Raw genomic sequence first — 18,860 nt, 5'->3', positions numbered from 1 at the left:
TGGATAGTTCTGCTTACGCTACGCTCCGACTCTCAATGACGATGCCGGTTCCTGACCGGACCGAATAGCCGATCGTGTCACCGACCTGTTCGCCCATGCCGGCGAACCGCCGTACCGCGATCGAACGGCGGACGTCGTTGCCCACTTCCGCCATCTGTAATTCGAAATACACGTCAGCGATGGAGCGGAACGGGCCGATCGCTTCCTCATCTACCGTACTGGGGTCCACAGTCAAAACAATGACCTTTCCTTTCGAGATGAGGTCCCTGAAAAACGAAATGATTTCGAGAGCCGCCTGTCGCTCGTCGTTTTGCCGGATGAGCGCCTCAAACTTCGGATCGTTCCGAAGGATAGCATCGAACGTATCGATAACGACAACATCGGCTTCCCACATCTTATTGGCTTCCATCAGGCGTTTCAACAACTGCCTCCGGTCGCCTTCATCCTCGGAGCCACCACGGAGTGAGCTCCCCCCAGAGTCAACATCCGCGTGGAAGAACAACAAATTCTCATTCAAGAGGTGATCCTCAATATCGTAGCTCAGCGAATGCATCTGATCAATAAACCCCCGAACCGACAACTCCGTGGAAACCAGCGTTACCGAGTGATCCTCCTCACAGAGCCCGTACGTGATCCGCTGGCTCATCACCGACTTCCCAGCGCCATAGTCACCCTCAATGAGGACGATACTCCCACCAGGAATCCCCCCACCGAGCTCGTTATTCAACCGGTCGTGCTCGTCCAACCCAAGCGAGTAGAGGCTTCGCGTACTCATGATATATGGAACTCCAAGACCTCCTCATCGCCGCCAACCGTCACCACGATCCGGTGGTCGCCATCAGGCAAGTCTCTCTGTAGTGTCACACGCGTCACGTCCCCCTTGTGCCACTGGCCGCCATCAATGACAGTGACATTTGACGGCACCTCGTACTGCCCGTCAACGAGGACGTCGAACGTCTTCGGGCTTGCCGCTAACGTCTGCGACCCCGTGTTCTTCACAAGTAACGTAATGGTCCCGTTGGCATAAATCGATGATGGCGACCCAGGATCGCTGATAATTTCGACATCAGTTCGGATTTCATGACTTACGTCGACGCTTCGGTCGGCGAGCGCGCCGCTTAACTGCTGTACACCGTTTGTCATCGTCCCCGCAACTGATGCTGCAACGAGTATGCTCGCGATGAAGATAATGAGCGTCGACGAGGAAACACTCGCCATTTAGCTCCCCTCCATAGTCGCGGTCTCCGTAACGCCGGGAGCTGTGACGATTTTCACGCGCTTGGGCTGGCCGGCGTCAACCGTAATGTTGTATGTCTCACCGGGCAGCCACAGCGACGTGTCCGTCTCTCCGTCAATATTCCAGTCGACGTAGTTGTCCCGCGATTCGAATTCGCCGTCGATCAACAAGTCGGTCTCGTTCACGGACAGCGTCGTCGACCCTTCATTTGTCACGTTCACGGTCACCGTCTCGTTTCCGCTGGCGTTGTACGTCGCATTGGTGATGTTCACGGCAGTATTGCGCTGGTCGAGTATTCGGTCATCGTAGTTATTTTCAGCATCTTGAACACGCTCATATCCGTTGTACGCGGCCGAGTAGAGAAGGCCGACACTCACGAACGCGGCAATAAACAAGATTGCCGCGGAGCCACTAACGCTGAATCCCATTCCTGTGGAGGTCCTCGAAGCGGTCGACGATGGCGCGCTCGATGTTTTCGCTGGCCAGTTCGTCGATATAATCGAGGCTCTCAAGGTGGTCGTCCATCGTTAATTCAGTCGTCCCGTACTCCTCGCGATAGAGATAATCTGAATCCGTCAGTCCTTCGAGATAGTCAAACAAGTGGTCGCGCACCGGCTCGCCAATCCAGCCGATGCGCTCGTAGTAGTTCAGCGTGCGAACCGTGTTCTTCGGCCCAAACTCCGAGAGCAGGTAATCCAGCCATTCCAGAGCGACGACATCCGCGAGGTATCCGGTTGGGGGTTCCGCAAGATGGGGCTCATCCCCGCCGGATGCAAAACCAAGGCCTGGCGCCGTCGACGACCCCGTCGTCTCATCGACATTCGTAGACTCGTCGCCGTCCTCAAACTCGAAGCCAGCCTCAGCCGCCTCTGTATCCGCGGCTGCATCGTCGGCCTCGGCTTCGAGATCGGACTCGTCGAATCCAAGGTTAGTATCGTCGCCATCTCCTGTCTCTACATCCTCGGCGTTCTCTTCAAGGGATACGTCATCCTCGTCGGCCCAACCGGCGTCGCCGGAGTCGTACTCTGATTTGAGATCCTCGAAGGACGTCCCATCGTCGTTCGCGTCCTCGTCTTCCTCGGCCAGCTCGCCAAACGCCTCGTCTTCGGCGCCGTCTTCATCGTCAAACCCGAAGCCGTCCGTCTCGTCGTCCTCGTCGAAGTCGTCAAGATCGTCGGTTTCCCCGCCTTCGTCGAGGGTATTGTCTTCAAAGAAGTCGTCTGCGTCTGCATCTGCGATATCGGGATCAAGATCGTCATCGGTAGCGTCGTCGTCGCCATCTTCGTCGTCGAACAGCCCGAAGCTCTCGTCGCCTCCACCACCGACCGCGTCAGCATTCACGTCGTCAACAAATGGGTTGACGCCACGAGTCACCATCTCATAGATCTCCAGGAGCTTCCGGACGTTCTCCTCGACGTCTTCGACGCTCTCGCTAATCTGTTCGTTCTCGCTACGGACGGTGTTGGCCTTCGACGCAACGTTCGACACCTCGGTTTCAAGCTCCTCAATACGATGCTCGAGTTCGTTGACGGACGTGTCTTGGGCACCTGCACTACCGTCCTCGCCGTCCATGTCATCGAATGATCCGAAGTCGTCGTCGAAGTCGTCGTCAAATTCCCCGTCGTTGACGTCGAACTCATCGTCACCACCGGAGTCCCCCGACTCCTCCTCATCGTCGTCGAGCCAACTGGCCATCCCGACGGCCAGTGCCCCGAGCTGCACGAAGACGATTGCAGTCGGGGTGAGGTGGATAAACTTCATTCGGAGTGATACAGGTGCTCCGCACGTAATTAATGTTCTCCCCAATTCTCAAACAGATGAATTGGGAATGGACTCCAATTTTCGGCGATGCGCCGAGATCAGAGGGTACAGGCGTGTACAGACGATCATTACAGAATATTTGTTACCTGGCCAATAAAATGTTATTCCATTGACGCTAAGCGCGCGATGAACACGAGACTTAGCACGTGGTCAGTCATTTCAAAGTCCGAGTGTGCGTCTTCGTCGGCTGGACCCGCGAACCCGCGGACATGATCACGAAGCTCCTCAGCCGCATCATCACCGACCCACCCGATAGATGCATAGTAGTCGATCGCGTCCAACGACCGCTTCACGCCACCTCGCTCCAGGAGGAACTCTAACCACTCGAATAACGTAATCTCGGCAGCATACTTCCCCGGCATTGTTTCCAGATACGGCCGCTGGAGATTCTGCTCGCTTGCACTCGAGTGCATGAACAACAGCTGTTTGAGCTGGCTCGATCGGATCGATTCGTCAGCTGCTTGCTCGTGCTCGGTGAGGCGCTCTTTCAGCTCGCGGATGTTTTGACCGTCACTCTGTCTGGCGGCAGTACGCAATTCCTCGGGATCGTAGTCGCGTGGGTTCAAAGTCATCGTTCAATCTCTTTTGGTGAATCAATCGCCGCTAGACTGCTCGCTGCCATCCAGTTCGCGATCCGTCCGGGATTGCTCGCTGATTGTATTCCGATATGCTGGGCCGCATTAGGTATTGGCTGTTGGCCCTCATCGATCGTAACAGTGGTGGCTTCGATGGGCATCATTTGCGCGTCGTCCATAATCTCCTCTGTCCCACCTAGGTGTCATTCCGGCCACGGTTTCTTTGCGCTGGTAGTGCGTTATCACTCAAACAGCAACGGTGGTCACGCGCTTCGCCTATGGGGAGTGAGTTGATACGGGCACTTTCGAACTGGTAGCTATTCCAGACGGGCGCTGAGTGTCTGTGTTGGTTGCCGGAAACAAACTGGGCGGTATCCTCTGTCGAAAGCAGCGCTTTCGTCCGGCTGAGTTGTCCCTGGAGCGTTCCCGGCATTCGTGCCTAAAGACGGACTAAGTAGCTATAAAAGATTTCCCCGTAGTTACCATTTCTTAGAATTGCGCTCGCTACGTGTGCGTGAAGACAATAGTACGCTTGTACTCTCGGACGAGACAGAGTTCAACTGATGGAGATGGGGAGAGCTGGCAGGTGCGCTCGATTGTCACTAGGGCTTCCGTGAATGCTTGCCCGCAGACTGGACACTCGACACTATCACGGTTCTCGAATACCTGCTCGTTACCCGTATCCTGCAGTAGCTTTACGCGATGTCGGATCGATTCGAAGTCAATCTGGTTGGTCATCTGTGTCAGTCTATTCGGCTGCCATTAACCTTTTATCGCCCGGTTATGGGGATTTCATAGTTGATAACCGGGGGCATACCTTTTAGTAAGGTTCGGGATTCGTTGTGGATGCGCCCCAGCAACCCGGCGCGGGTTGGGGCAAAGAACCAAACAATCATGTTCGAATTCATCACAGACGAAGAAGAGCGCGGGCAGGTTGGTATCGGGACGCTCATCGTGTTCATCGCGATGGTACTCGTCGCCGCGATCGCCGCCGGCGTTCTGATCAACACCGCAAGCCTCCTCCAAGCCCAAGGCGAAGCGACTGGGGAGGATGCCAGTGCACAGGTCTCGAACCAAATTAACGTCGTTTCAGCTATTGGAAACGTGTCAAGCTCTGGTGACTCGGTTGAATATGTGAATCTAACGGTGCGGCAAGCGGCCGGTGCAGATAATATTAACCTCACGAAAAGCACAATCGAATGGATCGGTCCGAACGCAGCGGCAACCCTCTCGCACGAAAACGCCGATAGCACCACCGATACCACTTTCAGCACAGAATCGATAATTTATGGAGATCCGGTACTAGTGAATCAGTCCGACCGTAGTCGAATCGTTCTGGATGCCAGCGAAATTGGCGAGAATCTTGATCCAGGTGCGTCGGTTGAACTGACGATCACGACCCAGTACGGGTCACAGACTACGTACGTGGCGAACGTCCCTGAATCGTTGGCTAACAAAAACGACGTTTCGCTGTAACGCCCTCTGGTCTTTCGCCGCGGTATTTTTTGAGCGCCATGATTTTGTAGTCGCCCACCGTTCGGTGAATTGTGACATCGCTGTACGGGCTTGAGCGGACCGGAGATGTCGGGAAGCTCGTCGAACTCCTCCGGAATAGCAAGAAGGACACGGTGCGGCGTCGTGCAGCGGAGATTCTCGGCAATCTTGATGACCTTGACTCGGAGGGGATTGACGCGCTTGTTGAGGCGATGGACGACGAGGAGGCGACGGTTCGTGCAGCAGCGATTGACGCGCTCACCCAACACGAGGCGATTGAAGCGTTGATGCGTGGATTAGGAGAATCTGTGCCGGAGACGGGGGCGACGTGGGCGCAAGCGGAGGCGTTTGTAGCGAATCTTGATGCGGACACTGCTGAACTTCGGATGGCCGCAGCGAACGTCCTGGGGCTACTTGGTGTCGAGGATACGGCGGAGCCACTGGCGCATCGTCTCCAGAATGAACCGCATCCGAAGGTGCGTGCGCGGATTGTGCGTGCCATCGGTCGTGTTGAGGAGCCTTCTGTTGCGGGTGTGCTTGTGGAGTGTTTGTCGCCAGAGGAACCGCTACAAGTTCGGCAGGAGGCAGCGGAGGCGCTTGGGTGGTTAAACGGTTCGACGGCGCTACGGGGATTACTGCAGGTTGTCGACGACGGCCACGAGCAGATCCGGCGCACTGCAGTGAGTTCGCTCGGCCAATTTGAGAATGAAAAACCCGTGGACGCCCTAGTCGAGCGCCTCAATGATGAGAGTGACCTCGTACGGCGGACGGCGGTGTTTTCGTTGATTGAGATTCTGTCGAATGTGTCGCCGGATCGCAGCCATGAACTCCGTGAGATGATTGTGGATCGGATGGCGGCGCGTAGCGACCCCGCATTGGTGGAGTCGCTTGTGGCGATCATCGAGGAGGGCTCCCAGATCCACCAGCGCCGCAACGCAGTCTGGATGCTCGGCCGCGTGGTGGACGGGCACGCCTCAAAGCGGAAGGCCGTCGAAGCGCTGCGGGACGTGCTTGGCGAAGACGATGAGTTGCTGTCGCAGTTTGCAGCGACAGGATTGGCGGAAATCGATGATCGATTGGTTGAGAACTACCTGCTTGAGGTGATCGACAAGGACGAATACAGTGAGGATGCGGTTGCAATGGCGGCGTTCACGCTTGGGAAAGTTGGTGGTCGCCGTTCACGGAAGCGCTTGGAGAAACTCGTTGATGAGACGGACAACGAGGATGTTCGGCGGCGAGCGTTTTCGGCGATCTCGAAGCTCGGCGGCCACACCTGACAACCCCGTAACGGGATAGCGCAGTCGGGGTCTGTGCTTCGGGTTTCAATTGCGAGAATTGCACGCAAAGCGTTATATGCGCCAGCAGAATAACTATCGCAAGCAATGAGCACGGATCCGTCGGGCCAGGCACACAACCGACGTGGTTGGGACGCACGACATCCGGTCACCGGAGAGGAATGAGCGAGTCTGAGTACAAGATCGTTGATGGGGCGGGCAAGTTCTTGCAGGCGGTCAAAGAAGGCCGCCAATTGAAGGATGCGTCGTGGACGAACGGCCGCATCCTGCTGTCGAACAAGCGCATCATCCTCGCCGGTAACGACGGCAAGCGATCGCTCCCACTGTCGAATGTGTCGAGTCTGAGCGGCCGGTATGATGTCAACCAGACGGTCGCGAAGGTCAGCGACTACGTCACCCTCCAGTTGACCAACGAGAGCGTCGTCTTAATCTCGATGAATGAGAACACCGAGGACTTCGAAACAAAACTCTACGGCGCGCTACTCGACAAAACGGAACTCCATGTGAAACACCCCGCAGTACAGGGTGGAGTCGTCCAAGAGGAAGCGTTTGAACGTGCACGCATCAAAGTTGATGACGACCAGTTGAACGTCGCCATGCAGAACGGCTCGTTCATCTCGATCGACCTGGATGACGTTGGGTCCGCGGAAGGCACATCACTGGAAGTCAAAGGCGAAAAACGCCCCGTGCTGAAAGTTGAGCATACCATCGAGGGCACAAGCGTGCAGACGTACCTCTCCAGTGACCCGCGTACGTGTTCGGTGCTGGAGTCGCTGCTCACGAAGGAAGCCCAGAAAAGCCAGGGGTCAGTGGAGCTATCCGAGACAGAAAAACGCGTACTGATGGCGCTGTACTCGGGTGTCTCATCGTTTGAAATCCCAGACTTCCTCGGGATGGACGTTGACGAAGTCGAGGCCATTTTCGAGCGCCTCATCGAAGCCGACGTGCTTGAGGAAGTCCGCAAACGCCGCGAAGTCACGATGAAGACTCGTGGTCGAAACATCGCCAGCGAAGCTATCAACGAAGAGTAGCCGGCCTCCACCTACCGCACGCGCTCTACAGCAATATCACCGATATGCTTTGACCACGGGAGCCACGCCTAACAAGCACTAAACTCACGAATCGAGAACGGCGACATCCAGCATTGGGTCGACATCGCCGTCCGTGGGGAGTGCCACGCCCGAGAAGACAGAGTCGTTTGAAACCTCCTTCTCGAAGGGCTTGAGGAGGACTTCTTGTTGGCGTCGAATGTCATCGCAGTGGACCGCAATCTGGTGGTCCCCGGAATGAATGTAGACGAGCATGCCATTATCTTCCCGCGTCCCATTAGTGACGTTCAGTGCGTCGTCAAGCCAGACGAGAGAATAGTCCGTCTTGCCGTCCGAAAGTACGTTCTCGCTGTCAATCGTCTCAACTGAACGCAGCTGCGACACCTCAACGACATCCTCGCTGGGAATCCCGTATTCCCGGCCGCCGCACTCGAGGAATACGACATCTTGGATAGCGACAGCGCCGGGGAACGTCATCGTTACTGTTGTTCCCGCTCCAGGCTCGCTGGAGACTGAGACAGACCCATCCAGGTCTGAAATTGTCTCTTGGACGGCATCCAAGCCGACGCCACGCCCTGAGAGGTCTGTCACCGAATCAGTTGTCGAGAACCCGGGCTCGAAGATGAGCTCTGCCACTTCAGCATCGGAGAGTTCCTCGATGTCTGCTTGGGTTTTGATTCCCTTGTTGATGGCTGTTTCTCGGAGTTGTTCGTGGTCAAGACCGCAGCCATCGTCCCGAACCTCAATGGTGACGTGGTCGCGGTCGCGCTTCGCTGCGAGGACCACCGTCCCTGCAGGAGCTTTCCCATTCGCTTGCCGTTCCTCTGGGGACTCGATGCCGTGGTCGATGGCGTTCCGCAGCAAATGCAGTAGTGGCCCGCGAAGCGCCGCAAGGCGCGTGTAATCAAGGACAACATCCTCGCCCGTAACCACGAACTCAATATCTTTCCCCTGATCTTCTGCGAGACCGTTGGCCAGCCGTGAGAACTCCGCAGTAATCGTCTCTACCGGACGCAACCGCATATCCAACACCGTCTCCTGCAACCGCCCAGCAATCACTCCAAGATCACCAACCGAGCCACCCTGCTGGCCGCTATACTCGTTCTCTCGTTGGCGTTGCGTGAGGAAGAGTCGGTCGACGAGTTCGGAGAGCTCCTCGAGGGAGTCGGCGTCCACAGTAACTGACTGCACCGCGGTATCCGACGCTGCCATCACGGCTTCACCCACCGCGTCGGCTACGCCATTGGCGTCGCCAGTCTCGGCGCCCTCACGGCTGATTGCCTCCAGTGGTGAATCCTTCAAATCAGTTGGCGTCTCGGTGTCGGTTGTGTCTGCTGGGTCAAGTTCGGTAATCGTCGCATCAGCGAGCTTCGGGAATGCCTGAACGGTCGCTTCGATATCGGCGTTCTTGCTGGCAACAACCAAATCAAACTCAGTCTCGTACTCGCCAGCGGTAATCGCGTCCTGACTGGGCCGGGTTCCCAGTACGTCAAACGCATCAGTGGCGGCCTCAAGCACCAACATCCCATCCACTCCACGAAACGGCGACTCACCAATCTCAACGCGAATATGGAAAACATGCCCGTCAACACGCTCAACAACCCCACGATCCACAATACCGAACGGATCCCCCGAAACCCCCGCAGAACCATCTGATACAGCCGCCTCCACGCCAGCGTCGCTTGCATCGAGGTCGGCACGCAGTGCGGTAATCGTCGCGGAGACGTCTCGCTGGATGATGCCGCTCGCTTCGATTTCCACAAGACACTCGGCAAGTTCAGCAACGCCCTCGGCAAGACGACTTCTTCGATCCTGGGTCACTGCGAGGTCATCCTGTTGGATCTCGGCTACCAGATCCTCAATCGCATGCGCGAGGTCACTAGCAGCGTCGAAGCCCATCGCACTGAACATCCCCTTCAGCGTGTGAATACGCCGGAAGAACTCCGCAACCGCTTCCTCACTATCAGGATCCTCCCCAAGCTCAACCAACACTTCATTGAGGGCCGTAAGATGATGGTTGCCTTCACGAACAAACGCATCCAAATGATCGTCCATTCAAACACCCCACCACGACCCATTCAGACGAGGTATTCCAGCACCCATGCTGGCCGGTCTCCCGTCTATGCTAGTATCCACACCAGTACCGCCGTGTTCTCCACGTCCACGAACTATGGAGTGATCTCGCTGGCTGTGGATACTCGCCAGAGGTTGTGAGTGGTTAGTTGTTTGAGGCATTGTTGACGGCGAGGACGTCGGAGATGGCGTCCATGACGCTGGGTTTCTGGAATGGCTTGGTGATGTAGCCGTCTGCACCCGCTTTCACAGCCTGCTTCATTTTGTCCTCTTGGCTGACGCTCGTACACATGATGATGTGTGCATTGGGGTCGTAGGATTTGATGTCCGCTGTTGCCTCAATCCCGTTCCGAATCGGCAACAGGATATCCATGATCACTACATCAGGGTCGTACTCTTTGTACATCTCCACGGCTTCAACCCCGTTTTCAGCCCCGCCAACAATCTCGAATTCTCGTTCGAGGATCTCACGAAGCAAGTTCCGCATAAATTCGGAATCATCCACCAACAGAACCTGCTTCGCCATACACCCCACTCTAACCGAGTCCGTCTAATAAATTCTCCTCCCCAGCTATCACTCGTGGAAATTGGGATTGCTAGCGGCGCCGCGGGAAGACAAGGCCGTCATCCTCGGAGACGGTGTCAACAAGATCCCGAATCGAATCATCGGGGCCAAGATCGTTTTCCTCAAGGTACGCGATCAGCCGGGATGTCGGATACCGTGCCTGCACGCTGGATTCCGAGAGAAGGATGCCAAGCGCCTCATCAACGGGTGTGCCTGAGGAAATCTGTTGGGCGTACCAGACAAGGAGGCCATCGAAGGCCGCGCCAATATCATCGGTTGCAAGCTGCTGGTGATTGATTGACCCCCCGGATTTTGCAGCGATCCGATACGCATACTCGCTGTTGTGCTCGCTAAGTTCGTTGCCGAGCCACCGCTTCACATCTCGGCCTGTCACGCGCCGCGACCCAGACGATCGCGTCGCATTCGCTTCTGAGTCGTCAGATGATTCGTCTGGGTTGCGTTCCTCACGGGCGTCCGTACGCTCGTCGTCGTCATCGTTGTCCTCCGTGGGTTCTGATGTGCTTGGCGGGCCGTCAGGACCGATGACGTATCGGTCGTCCCCGATTGAGGCGACCTCTTCGCGGGCCTCAATATCGAGTTCATCCGCAGAGAGAACGGATTCGTCGGAATCCGCGTCGCCGGCTGGGGCCATACTCCGAGCGTAGCCGTGCACACTCCAAAAACCTATCGCGGCCCCCCGTGACGCGACAACCTATCGAACGGCCACCCATCTTTTTCGCGTGCCGCAGCATACAGCCGCGTATGTCGTGGTACGCGGTCGATTCGCTCGACGACGCCCTCGCCGAAACCCAGTCGTTGCTGCTGCCAGTTGACGCCTGGACGTGGGTCCGGCTCGCCATCATCGCGATGTTCGCGGGCCTCTCCCCACCCCAGACACCTACCGTCTCCGTGGACGTCCCACCGCAGATAGTCGCCGAATACGGCCGCCTGCTCACCGACCCACAATTCATCGCGGCCGCCCTCTCACTGCTCACCATCGCCCTCGTCGTCACACTCCTGTTCGCAATCATCGGCTCCGTCATGGAGTTCGTCCTCGTCGACGTTCTTCGTTCCCGGACGGTTCGCCTCCGTGGCCCATTCCGCACCCGACTCGGCGCAGGGCTGCGACTGTTCGGCTTCCGACTCGCCATCACCATCGCCGTCCTGCTCGCAGTCGCCGCCGTCGTTGCCCCCATCATCTTTGCGGCGTCAACGGACGTCGTCATCTCGCTGCTCGCACTCGTTGTGACAATCCCGCTGTTAGCCGTCGTTAGCGCGACTACAGCGCTGGTTGCGGAATTCACCACCGCGTTCGTCGTGCCGCTGATGGCCGAACACGGCGGCGGCGTCCTCGCTAACTGGCGGCGCTTCTGGCCAACACTACGCGCTGAATGGCGGGAGTTCGCCGTGTACGTCCTCGTGAAAATCGTCCTGCTAGTCGGCGCCGGCATCATCTTCAGCCTCGCCAGTGCGATCGTTGCAGTCCCCCTCGGGCTCGCAGTCTTTGGCGCCGCACTCACGCCAATCGCACTCATCGCCGTCGCCGTCGCAGCACTCGTCGGTGTCATCGTTCTCGCCACCATCAGCGTCCCCATCGTCACAGCGATACCAGCGCGGAAGCCCACGACTTCAGTCGTGGGAGCAAGCGCGTAAGTTTGATGTGACTTCGAGCCCCAATTAGAAGCATGTCCCAGCGGTCCAGACGTGATCGGTGGGACGGGCTGTCTGTCAGCCAGCCCCCGAAGTCGGGGACGCTGAACGAGTCGCTCCGACTCCCAGCCGGGAAGCCACCTGAGAAAGCCTCCTGTTAGAAAGCAGGGGGCGTGGGGCTTTCGACTGTGGAGCGCGAAACTCGGGAGTCCACCGACAAGCCCACCAGTTTACTCGTGGGTAGCTGACGGCCTCAAACGCAGCATTCACGCTTCATTGACACCCTCCCCGTCATAGAGGGCGAGGTTTTAGCCTTCCAACTTCCATACTCTCGGTTTCGAAGCCCCGGGAGCGGCCAGTGTTGCTGAGCACGCAACTCCTCGCAAGCGTTTTCTTGGACAACGAGACAGCCATTACTGTGCACCGCCGAACATTCCTCGCCGGGACAACAGCCCTCCTTACCGTTCCACTTGCCGGCTGTGCGCATCCCGCGAACGTGCTCGATATGCGGGAAGCGACACCGCAAGCGCTGAGCGATGAGATGTCTCGAACACTCTCGCCCACTTCCCAAGGGTATGAGACGATCACGGACGCCGTCGCAAACGGATCTGCAACCGTCGCTGGAACCGCCCCACCGATTCGCCTCGATGAGCCCATTCGATTGGACGATCACTACTACGAAGTCTCAATGACCGCAGGTGCCAGCCGGGAGCGAACGGGCTACACCATTCAGGTGGATTACGACCCCGCGACGTCGGACGCGAACGCGACAATCGGATACGTCGACCTGCCGGCTGTTGATCAAACTGCGCTGGCTGGCGTTATCCCACCCGCGGGTGAGCCACAGGATGGCGATGGGTTCGACATCGGGACACGGCATCTGTATCCGGATGGCACAGCCGACGCCTCGGTGCTGGTTCCACGACAGCAGTACGAGTTCATTCGCGATGGCGACTCGGTGTACCGCGTCCAGGTACGTGCTGAGACGGTGACTGAAACTGAATATCGGTATGCAGTCACACAGATTGCGACGAGCTCTGCAGCGTTCGCGGAACAACTACGGTCAACCTACCAGTTCGCGCTCACTGGGCTTTCGACGGCTGAACAGGATGTCATCGAAGAGGCAATCGACAGCGGCTACTTCAGTGAGGCGACGGATGCGTTCCGGTCAGTGATTGCTCGATTCCGTGCCCATCAAGGCCTAGAGACAAGTAATTCCTACGGCACGTGGCTGGTCGCGTATCAAGGAACGCCATATATCGCGTATGCTGAGTTTCCTTCTGAGGTGACCGCCGCTCCATCCGGAGACAAGTAGGCGGCGTCGAAGAAGTCAAGTTGGGTATCTCGTCTGGTGGGATTCGGGCAAAGATTTTTGCTTTATACCATATTTGCAGTCTATGAATGACACGAAATGAGTCGAGTGTACGCCTCCCTGACAGTATAGTCGGATACATCGCAAACGACCTCGCAGTCATCACCGGCATCATCCACCTATTACTGGCACCACAATTCATCAACTTCAGCCAGACTCTCGGCACGCTATTCTTCCTCAACGGACTCGGATTCCTAGGTGGAATCACACTCTATCTAACGAACTACTGGCGGCGCGAACTCTACCTCGTCGCCGCCGCATACGCCCTCATTACGTTCACCGCATTCTTCGTATACGGCGGCTTCGAAGGCTTCCTATCCGCATTCTACATGCGTGGCTCACTCAACTGGAACGCCGTCGCCGCGAAAACCGCAGAAGTCCTCCTCATCATCTGCTCGCTCTACCTATACACAAACTCAAAGTGAGACATCCACACAGAGTGGAGTATTCGAACGACGCGTTACGTACTCAATTTTAGGAAATACGGAAGGAAGACTGCTTCGAACGCAGCAAACGCGAATACGATAAGCTGCATTGTACCCTCAAGAAAGAAGAACGCAACCGCGGCGAGAATCGCTGCACTACTCAGTCCCATCCCATACCGAACGAGCGGTGTCTCAAATGGAGAGCTCATGCTATCGAAATCACAGCGAACTCGATAAAAACCATTCGGACGGGTTTCTACCACAGATACTAGGGTCGAGGCGGGCCAACAATCCCCCAGCAGCCTTTGACATCCTCCTCCGCCTGAAGGCGGAGGAATCCCGAGCGGTGAGAGTTTCAGGTTTGCAACCACGGACGCCGCCACTTTACGGGAGTTCACATCTACCCCAGTCGTCGTGGTCGGTGGCTGTTTAGCCGTGCCAAGCGGCTGGTACTCCTCTCCTCCGTGTCAGTGACTCCCAGCTGTTGTTTTTGCCAGCCGGGAGTCGCTGACAGTTCAACGGACTCGGAGGTATCGTCGGGCTTGCTCAGGCCGACGGGCACACGGCGAACCCTTCGAGGATTCGTGTTCACCGCGTCGGCGTTTCGGATACTGTCTCATTGAGTGGCGGATAGACCGCCTCCGAAGGACGATTCGGAATCCGCTCCGTTCCGACCTGACCTTACTGCTGTCTAGCAGTTTTTGGCACTTCAACGTATGGATTGGAAACTCAGCTATGCAATTGGCGGTGGAACGTATCACCGAGTGACGGCGCGTATCCACGGCCTGAACGCCGTGGGATTGCGCCTGTTCAGCGTATAATGTAGCCGGCCGCTTCGAACCAGAATTTGGAGGGTTCAGAACCGTCCTTTGAGCGTCGAGTGCACTGCACCGACAACGAGCAGCAACCCAAAGCCAATTACGAGAAATGGTTTGTTACTACGTTCGTGCTTGAGATACGCGTCTCCAGGCTCGTCAGCTGGCACGTACGCAGACACCATATCACCGGATTCGACGCCGGCTAATTGTGCTCGTGCGTCTTCTCGGCTATTGAATTCGCGTGGCAGTTCACCCGGATACACGTTCGAGCTCGTGTACTGGTCGCCCGCGTACGTGTAGGTGTACGTCGCGTGCAGAGTGTACGTATTACCCTTGCCGCTATTCGTCTCCACCGAAATGTCCGTGACTGTGGCCTCAACCGTTGCCGTAGAATCCAACGCGGACGTCTGCTCCATGTAGCTGTAGCCGCCGTACGCGATAGCGGCGACACCAAAAATTAAGGCAAGGGCAATTCGCCCCCATCCAGTCGGCCCATTCAGTTCCATAACTGAGAGGCTCGCTCGTCAAATATTGAAAACATGGTGGTCGATTGCTCAGAGAGAAATCCAGCCACGGCGAGCGATACAAGTCGGCGAAACGCCACCCTGGTCAACGCGAAGCGCACAGCGGTCGTCCTCCGCCGATGGCGTTCGCCCTAGGCGGGTCAACTGGATGTTGAGTTCGGCCACAGTGTGACTGTCACGGTCGTGCCGGTGGGCTCCCGTTGGTCGAACGCCAGTTTGCCACCGAGTGATTCAGTAATCCAGTTGGCGAGCCAGAGCCCGACGCCGCTGCCGTGTTCAAGTGGCGTCTCCGTTTCGTCATGCATCGCGGTCTGTTCGTGCGCTGGGATGCCCGGCCCATTATCGGCGATTTTGATCGTGACCGGGCCGTCGTGTCGGTTGGCGCATTCGACGTCCACGTTGATGCGTGGGGTTGGCTGTTCGGTGTGCGTGATTCCGTTCTGGATTAACTCCGTGAGGAGTCGCGAGAGCAGCCACCGATGGGAGACAATCCGTAGTTCCTCGGGCGCCCGCACCTCGATCTCACAGTCATATTCGCTCGCTAACTGCTCCGTGACCGACTGGACGATGCTGACGATATCAACGTCTTCCCGTGGCTCGTGTGCCTTCGAAACTACCTCATCAATATCCCGGGCTTTGGTGCCGAGCTCCGCGAGCGAGTGCAGCTTCGAGCGGATTGTCGTCCGCACATCGGGGTCCGTGATTTCATTCGTGTGCGCTAGTGCGGTATCGATGTCGTTCCGAAGGTTGTGCCGGAGGACGCGTGTGAGCACCGCAAGCTGTTGTTCACGCGTTGTTTTCGCAGTGATATCCCGAGCCAGTAGGGTTGTTCCGAGCTGGGCGTTATCACCATCTTGGAGGGCTGAAGCACTAATTTCGAACTGTCGGGGGCCGGTGGGTGTCTGGAGCGTCGTGCGTTGCACGCCATCCGTGGGAATGTGTGAGAGGTCGTTGAACACGGCGTCAATCGGCTGCCCGATCGTGTCCTTAGCCGGTTGTTGGCAGAGGTCCGTCGCCGCCGCATTCATATCGACAATCTGGTTGCTTGGGTCGAGGATGAACAGGGCTTCAGTGAGATCTTCGAGGACTTCGTCGCGGGCGACGTACTCGGCCTCGGGAAAGGTGGTGAACAGCGAATACGTTCGAATCGCGTACACGAACGCGAGCGCACTGAGGAGAAAGCCGAGACTGGATATATCTACGGGAAGCATGCTGACGGTTGTACCGTCCTCGACGGGCCGGGTAAGCGTACTAACGAGCACCGCAAGAACTGGCGCGGCGATCACCACCCCGAGCACGGCAACCTGCATGGTCGGGACCTGTCTGTATCGTTGGGCGAGCCGGAACAGGAGATAGATACCCAGCACGAACAGGGCAGCGAGATACAGATACAGCGTCGTATACACGACGGCTAGCACACCGCTGACGGGCGCCACCTGGCTGGTCAGAGGTGTTACCATCAACACGCGGATCGCGAGGTCAACACCCACCGGCGAGAGCATCACCAGCACGCGTCGGGTCGTAGCGTACTGGCGGTGGCCGGTGTAGCGACGAATATACACGAACCAGAACACCACCGCACATCCTCCGGCAGCAGCCGCTCCCAGCGAAACGACGGTCTGACTAAAACCTGTCACAAACGATGGGCCGAAGAAATTGGGTAGCATCGTAAGCCACCCCCAGGCGGTCAGTGAGACAACCGTCCAGATGAATGCGGCTGCCACGTGCTCGTTTCGATGCTGGATTGCGTAGCCGCAGGCAGCCACCAACAGCCCGGCTGCGAGCAAACGGAGTCCCTGCAAGACCATCACGATATCCACCGTCATCGTCAGTAACCCCTGGCTCCGGTGGTGTGCTTGTCCGCGGCCTCTCGTTGTGCCGGCACGCACGGGACGAACCCCTCAGCCGCGTGCACAGTCATCACCCCCACGTTCAGGGTGTACTGCCGGAACATCCTCCACGTCATTTGTATCACGCCACTATCTATTCCGTCTTAATACTTTCACGACACAGCAGTCAACAACGCCGGTCTCAGCGGGTGTGTTTCCGTTCACTCCGAGGTGGTCGCGCTTTCAGGCTAGTTTCGTGCTTCCGATGGGCAACTTACGCTTTTCCGTCGCTGGACGCTTCGCCCTTCAGTAGCGATACGGCAATTCTAGCATTCGCTTTCGCGAACGCGTTCAGGATGTGCAGCGACCCAAAGACGAGTACAGCCCCGATTGGAACGGCGACAATTCGTTGCGTGGTCGTCTCGAAGCTCTGGGCAACCCTCCAACCGACAATCTGGACGTGGAATGCGCCCTCGGGAACGAGTGGTAACAAGAGCAGTTCCAGTGCTGTTCCGAGAAAAGAAACGAGCAAAATGAACGAGAGGATTCCGAGGAAGAATTTGAGCAGGATGAAGCCGAGTCCCCGCCAGGTCGACGGCGCACGCAGATACGCTTTAACCGTCGTAATAACCCCGTCGCCAGCATCCTCAACATCACTAGGTGTCGGAATTTTGGTGCCGAGCAGTCGATTTGCGAGCCAGCGTTCGAACGCTGCGATGTACCGCACGCCGATGACGGTCGCTGCAAGAATACCTAACCCAACCACGAGAATTGAGAGTGCGATTCCAAGCGTGAACCCAACACTCAGCAGAACGTAGTAGCCGACTGCGAGTGGAAATGCAACCACCAAATATAGCAGGTTCTTGTATGTTTGGCGTTCCGCGATCACGCTCAGGAACCCCGAAATACGGGATTCACGAATCGGTTTGCTCATACAATTGCTACAGGCATTAACTCCCTAAACCCAGTCGCAGTATTTCCCGGTGAGAAACCCACAGCCCGGTCTCCACAATCGAACTGCTCGAGCCAAGCGCTGGCAGACGGTGGCTTCTCCTACGACATTCGGTGTGGGCCCGCTCCTTGCTTCGGTGTACGACCTCAGTTTGTGTTCTCGGTTGTTGTCGGCGCGGATTCGACGGTGACAGCGACGTCTGACTGTCCGGTTGGCGTCCGGATACCGTACGTCAGCTCCATTCCTGGGTCCGCGTTGGTACTACTCGCGGTAACCGTCGCTTCACCGGCTGCTCCGGCGTCAAGTGGGATGTCGAATCCCTTCGGTCGGTATAGAGGGTACGAGAAGTTGACCGCGCCACGGAACGTTCCGGGGCCATCACCGACATTTTCGGCAGCGACCGTAATTGTGAACGTCTCGTCGGGATAGACTGCCTCGGGGGCGCTGGCACGCCACTCCCACGCGGGGGGTGGCGATGTCGCCTTCGCAATACTGAGGGGCCACTCCCACGAGCCAGTCTCGCCGTCCAGCCGAAGCGATGGCGAGCTGTCGAGTTGCGCTGGAACATCGAACACGAGCCACCCACGTGGCTCGGTTTGCTCTCGTTCGGGTTTGTACACCTCCCCGGGCACGTCGACGTCAACCGGCATGGTGTCCGCGATCTCTATTGTAGTGTGGCGTTCGTCGTCGGTGAGAAGCGTGAACGCGTCCCGGCCTGGGACTGCCGCTGCGTCGGTAGCGTCTACGGTGACAAAGACGAACTGGCCGTCTGCTGGTTGAATCGCGTTCCAGTCCACGCTCTCGATGTGCCGGTAGGCGTACTGGACGGCCGCCGCCTCAACTGTTACCGCGGGGCGTGACGACGTGCTCGTGGCGGTCGTCGTTTCGGTCGTCGATTCAGTTGTTGCGTCTGGGGTGGTGCTAACACAGCCAGCGAGACTGACGGCCGCGAGCGTGCTGAGATAGGTGCGCCTGGAGGGCATCACAGGAAGCTTCGTCGGTACCTGTAAATGTTTTCTCCCCAGAACGGCCGTACTAGCCCCCATTACCAGCCGGTATCGGCTGAATTGTGGGTGGTGGCTCGCGCCACTCGCGACAGTGGTTCTCGCTAACTAGTGGTCCGGGTTGTTGGTCATCGGTGGCGTTCGAACAGTAACTATAACTTGGCTAGTTGAAGTATG

The 18,860-nt window shown here is 57.4% G+C and carries 19 protein-coding genes; 6 read left to right on the top strand and 13 right to left on the bottom strand.

Annotation, left to right across the window (positions count from 1 at the left end; genetic code table 11):
• Nucleotides 1-13 precede the first annotated feature (13 nt).
• From LPA44_RS11180 to LPA44_RS11155, 6 genes are all read right to left on the bottom strand, one after another.
• Nucleotides 14-775 carry an ATPase domain-containing protein gene (locus tag LPA44_RS11180; RefSeq protein ID WP_230889666.1) on the bottom strand — a complete coding sequence of 254 codons (762 nt, stop codon included), beginning with the start codon at nucleotides 773-775 and terminating at the stop codon, nucleotides 14-16.
• Complete coding sequence (locus tag LPA44_RS11175) at nucleotides 772-1,218, bottom strand: flagellar protein G (protein ID WP_230889665.1); 447 nt, start codon at nucleotides 1,216-1,218, stop codon at nucleotides 772-774. The genes LPA44_RS11180 and LPA44_RS11175 overlap by 4 nt, the downstream gene beginning before the upstream one ends.
• Complete coding sequence (locus LPA44_RS11170) at nucleotides 1,219-1,665, bottom strand: fla cluster protein FlaF (RefSeq protein WP_230889664.1); 447 nt, start codon at nucleotides 1,663-1,665, stop codon at nucleotides 1,219-1,221.
• Nucleotides 1,649-2,998, bottom strand: coding sequence for a FlaD/FlaE family flagellar protein (locus LPA44_RS11165; RefSeq protein ID WP_230889663.1), 1,350 nt, complete (start codon nucleotides 2,996-2,998; stop codon nucleotides 1,649-1,651). The genes LPA44_RS11170 and LPA44_RS11165 overlap by 17 nt, the downstream gene beginning before the upstream one ends.
• Nucleotides 2,999-3,159: 161 nt before the next feature.
• On the bottom strand, nucleotides 3,160-3,630 hold the full coding sequence (locus LPA44_RS11160) for a FlaD/FlaE family flagellar protein (RefSeq protein WP_230889662.1): 471 nt from the start codon (nucleotides 3,628-3,630) through the stop codon (nucleotides 3,160-3,162).
• Nucleotides 3,631-4,137: 507 nt separating this feature from the next.
• Nucleotides 4,138-4,371: a DUF7385 family protein gene (locus LPA44_RS11155; protein ID WP_230889661.1), complete on the bottom strand. Its 234-nt coding sequence runs from the start codon at nucleotides 4,369-4,371 to the stop codon at nucleotides 4,138-4,140.
• A 156-nt stretch (nucleotides 4,372-4,527) separates the two neighbouring features.
• Here LPA44_RS11155 and LPA44_RS11150 point away from each other — a divergent pair, with 156 nt between their 5' ends.
• The 3 genes from LPA44_RS11150 (at nucleotide 4,528) to LPA44_RS11140 (ending at nucleotide 7,453) form a co-directional block, all read left to right on the top strand.
• Entirely contained in the window at nucleotides 4,528-5,109 is a 582-nt protein-coding gene (locus tag LPA44_RS11150) for an archaellin/type IV pilin N-terminal domain-containing protein (protein ID WP_230889711.1), read from the top strand.
• 71 nt (nucleotides 5,110-5,180) lie between these two features.
• A complete protein-coding gene (locus tag LPA44_RS11145) occupies nucleotides 5,181-6,404 on the top strand; it encodes a HEAT repeat domain-containing protein (protein ID WP_230889660.1) in 1,224 nt (407 codons plus the stop codon).
• Nucleotides 6,405-6,583: 179 nt separating this feature from the next.
• A complete protein-coding gene (locus LPA44_RS11140) occupies nucleotides 6,584-7,453 on the top strand; it encodes a CheF family chemotaxis protein (RefSeq protein ID WP_230889659.1) in 870 nt (289 codons plus the stop codon).
• Between the two features lie 84 nt (nucleotides 7,454-7,537).
• Here LPA44_RS11140 and LPA44_RS11135 read toward each other — a convergent pair whose 3' ends face one another.
• The 3 genes from LPA44_RS11135 to LPA44_RS11125 form a co-directional block, all read right to left on the bottom strand.
• Nucleotides 7,538-9,526 (bottom strand): chemotaxis protein CheA, encoded by a 1,989-nt coding sequence (locus LPA44_RS11135; protein ID WP_230889658.1) that lies wholly within the window; start codon nucleotides 9,524-9,526, stop codon nucleotides 7,538-7,540.
• A gap of 163 nt (nucleotides 9,527-9,689) precedes the next feature.
• Nucleotides 9,690-10,070: a chemotaxis protein CheY gene (gene cheY / locus LPA44_RS11130; RefSeq protein WP_230889657.1), complete on the bottom strand. Its 381-nt coding sequence runs from the start codon at nucleotides 10,068-10,070 to the stop codon at nucleotides 9,690-9,692.
• 70 nt (nucleotides 10,071-10,140) lie between these two features.
• Nucleotides 10,141-10,761: a DUF7500 family protein gene (locus LPA44_RS11125; RefSeq protein ID WP_230889656.1), complete on the bottom strand. Its 621-nt coding sequence runs from the start codon at nucleotides 10,759-10,761 to the stop codon at nucleotides 10,141-10,143.
• 110 nt (nucleotides 10,762-10,871) lie between these two features.
• Here LPA44_RS11125 and LPA44_RS11120 point away from each other — a divergent pair, with 110 nt between their 5' ends.
• The 3 genes from LPA44_RS11120 to LPA44_RS11110 all read left to right on the top strand — a co-directional run bounded on the left by LPA44_RS11120 (nucleotide 10,872) and on the right by LPA44_RS11110 (nucleotide 13,556).
• On the top strand, nucleotides 10,872-11,762 hold the full coding sequence (locus LPA44_RS11120; protein ID WP_230889655.1) for a DUF7544 domain-containing protein: 891 nt from the start codon (nucleotides 10,872-10,874) through the stop codon (nucleotides 11,760-11,762).
• Between the two features lie 415 nt (nucleotides 11,763-12,177).
• Entirely contained in the window at nucleotides 12,178-13,074 is an 897-nt protein-coding gene (locus LPA44_RS11115; protein WP_230889654.1) for a hypothetical protein, read from the top strand.
• An 86-nt stretch (nucleotides 13,075-13,160) separates the two neighbouring features.
• Nucleotides 13,161-13,556 carry a DUF7475 family protein gene (locus tag LPA44_RS11110; protein WP_230889653.1) on the top strand — a complete coding sequence of 132 codons (396 nt, stop codon included), beginning with the start codon at nucleotides 13,161-13,163 and terminating at the stop codon, nucleotides 13,554-13,556.
• 856 nt (nucleotides 13,557-14,412) lie between these two features.
• On the opposite strand, the gene LPA44_RS11105 is transcribed toward LPA44_RS11110, so the two are convergent.
• The 4 genes from LPA44_RS11105 to LPA44_RS11090 form a co-directional block, all read right to left on the bottom strand.
• A complete protein-coding gene (locus LPA44_RS11105) occupies nucleotides 14,413-14,880 on the bottom strand; it encodes a DUF3592 domain-containing protein (protein ID WP_230889652.1) in 468 nt (155 codons plus the stop codon).
• A 158-nt stretch (nucleotides 14,881-15,038) separates the two neighbouring features.
• On the bottom strand, nucleotides 15,039-16,724 hold the full coding sequence (locus LPA44_RS11100; protein ID WP_230889651.1) for an ATP-binding protein: 1,686 nt from the start codon (nucleotides 16,722-16,724) through the stop codon (nucleotides 15,039-15,041).
• Nucleotides 16,725-17,001: 277 nt separating this feature from the next.
• Nucleotides 17,002-17,661 carry a sensor domain-containing protein gene (locus LPA44_RS11095; protein ID WP_230889650.1) on the bottom strand — a complete coding sequence of 220 codons (660 nt, stop codon included), beginning with the start codon at nucleotides 17,659-17,661 and terminating at the stop codon, nucleotides 17,002-17,004.
• Nucleotides 17,662-17,825: 164 nt separating this feature from the next.
• Nucleotides 17,826-18,662, bottom strand: coding sequence for a hypothetical protein (locus tag LPA44_RS11090; protein WP_230889649.1), 837 nt, complete (start codon nucleotides 18,660-18,662; stop codon nucleotides 17,826-17,828).
• Nucleotides 18,663-18,860: the final 198 nt, after the last annotated feature.

It is taken from the genome of Halobacterium sp. KA-4, from assembly GCF_021028995.1.
GTDB lineage: Archaea > Halobacteriota > Halobacteria > Halobacteriales > Halobacteriaceae > Halobacterium.
The sequence above is the reverse complement of the archived record's forward strand: the minus strand, read 5'-3'. Positions and strand labels throughout refer to the sequence as shown.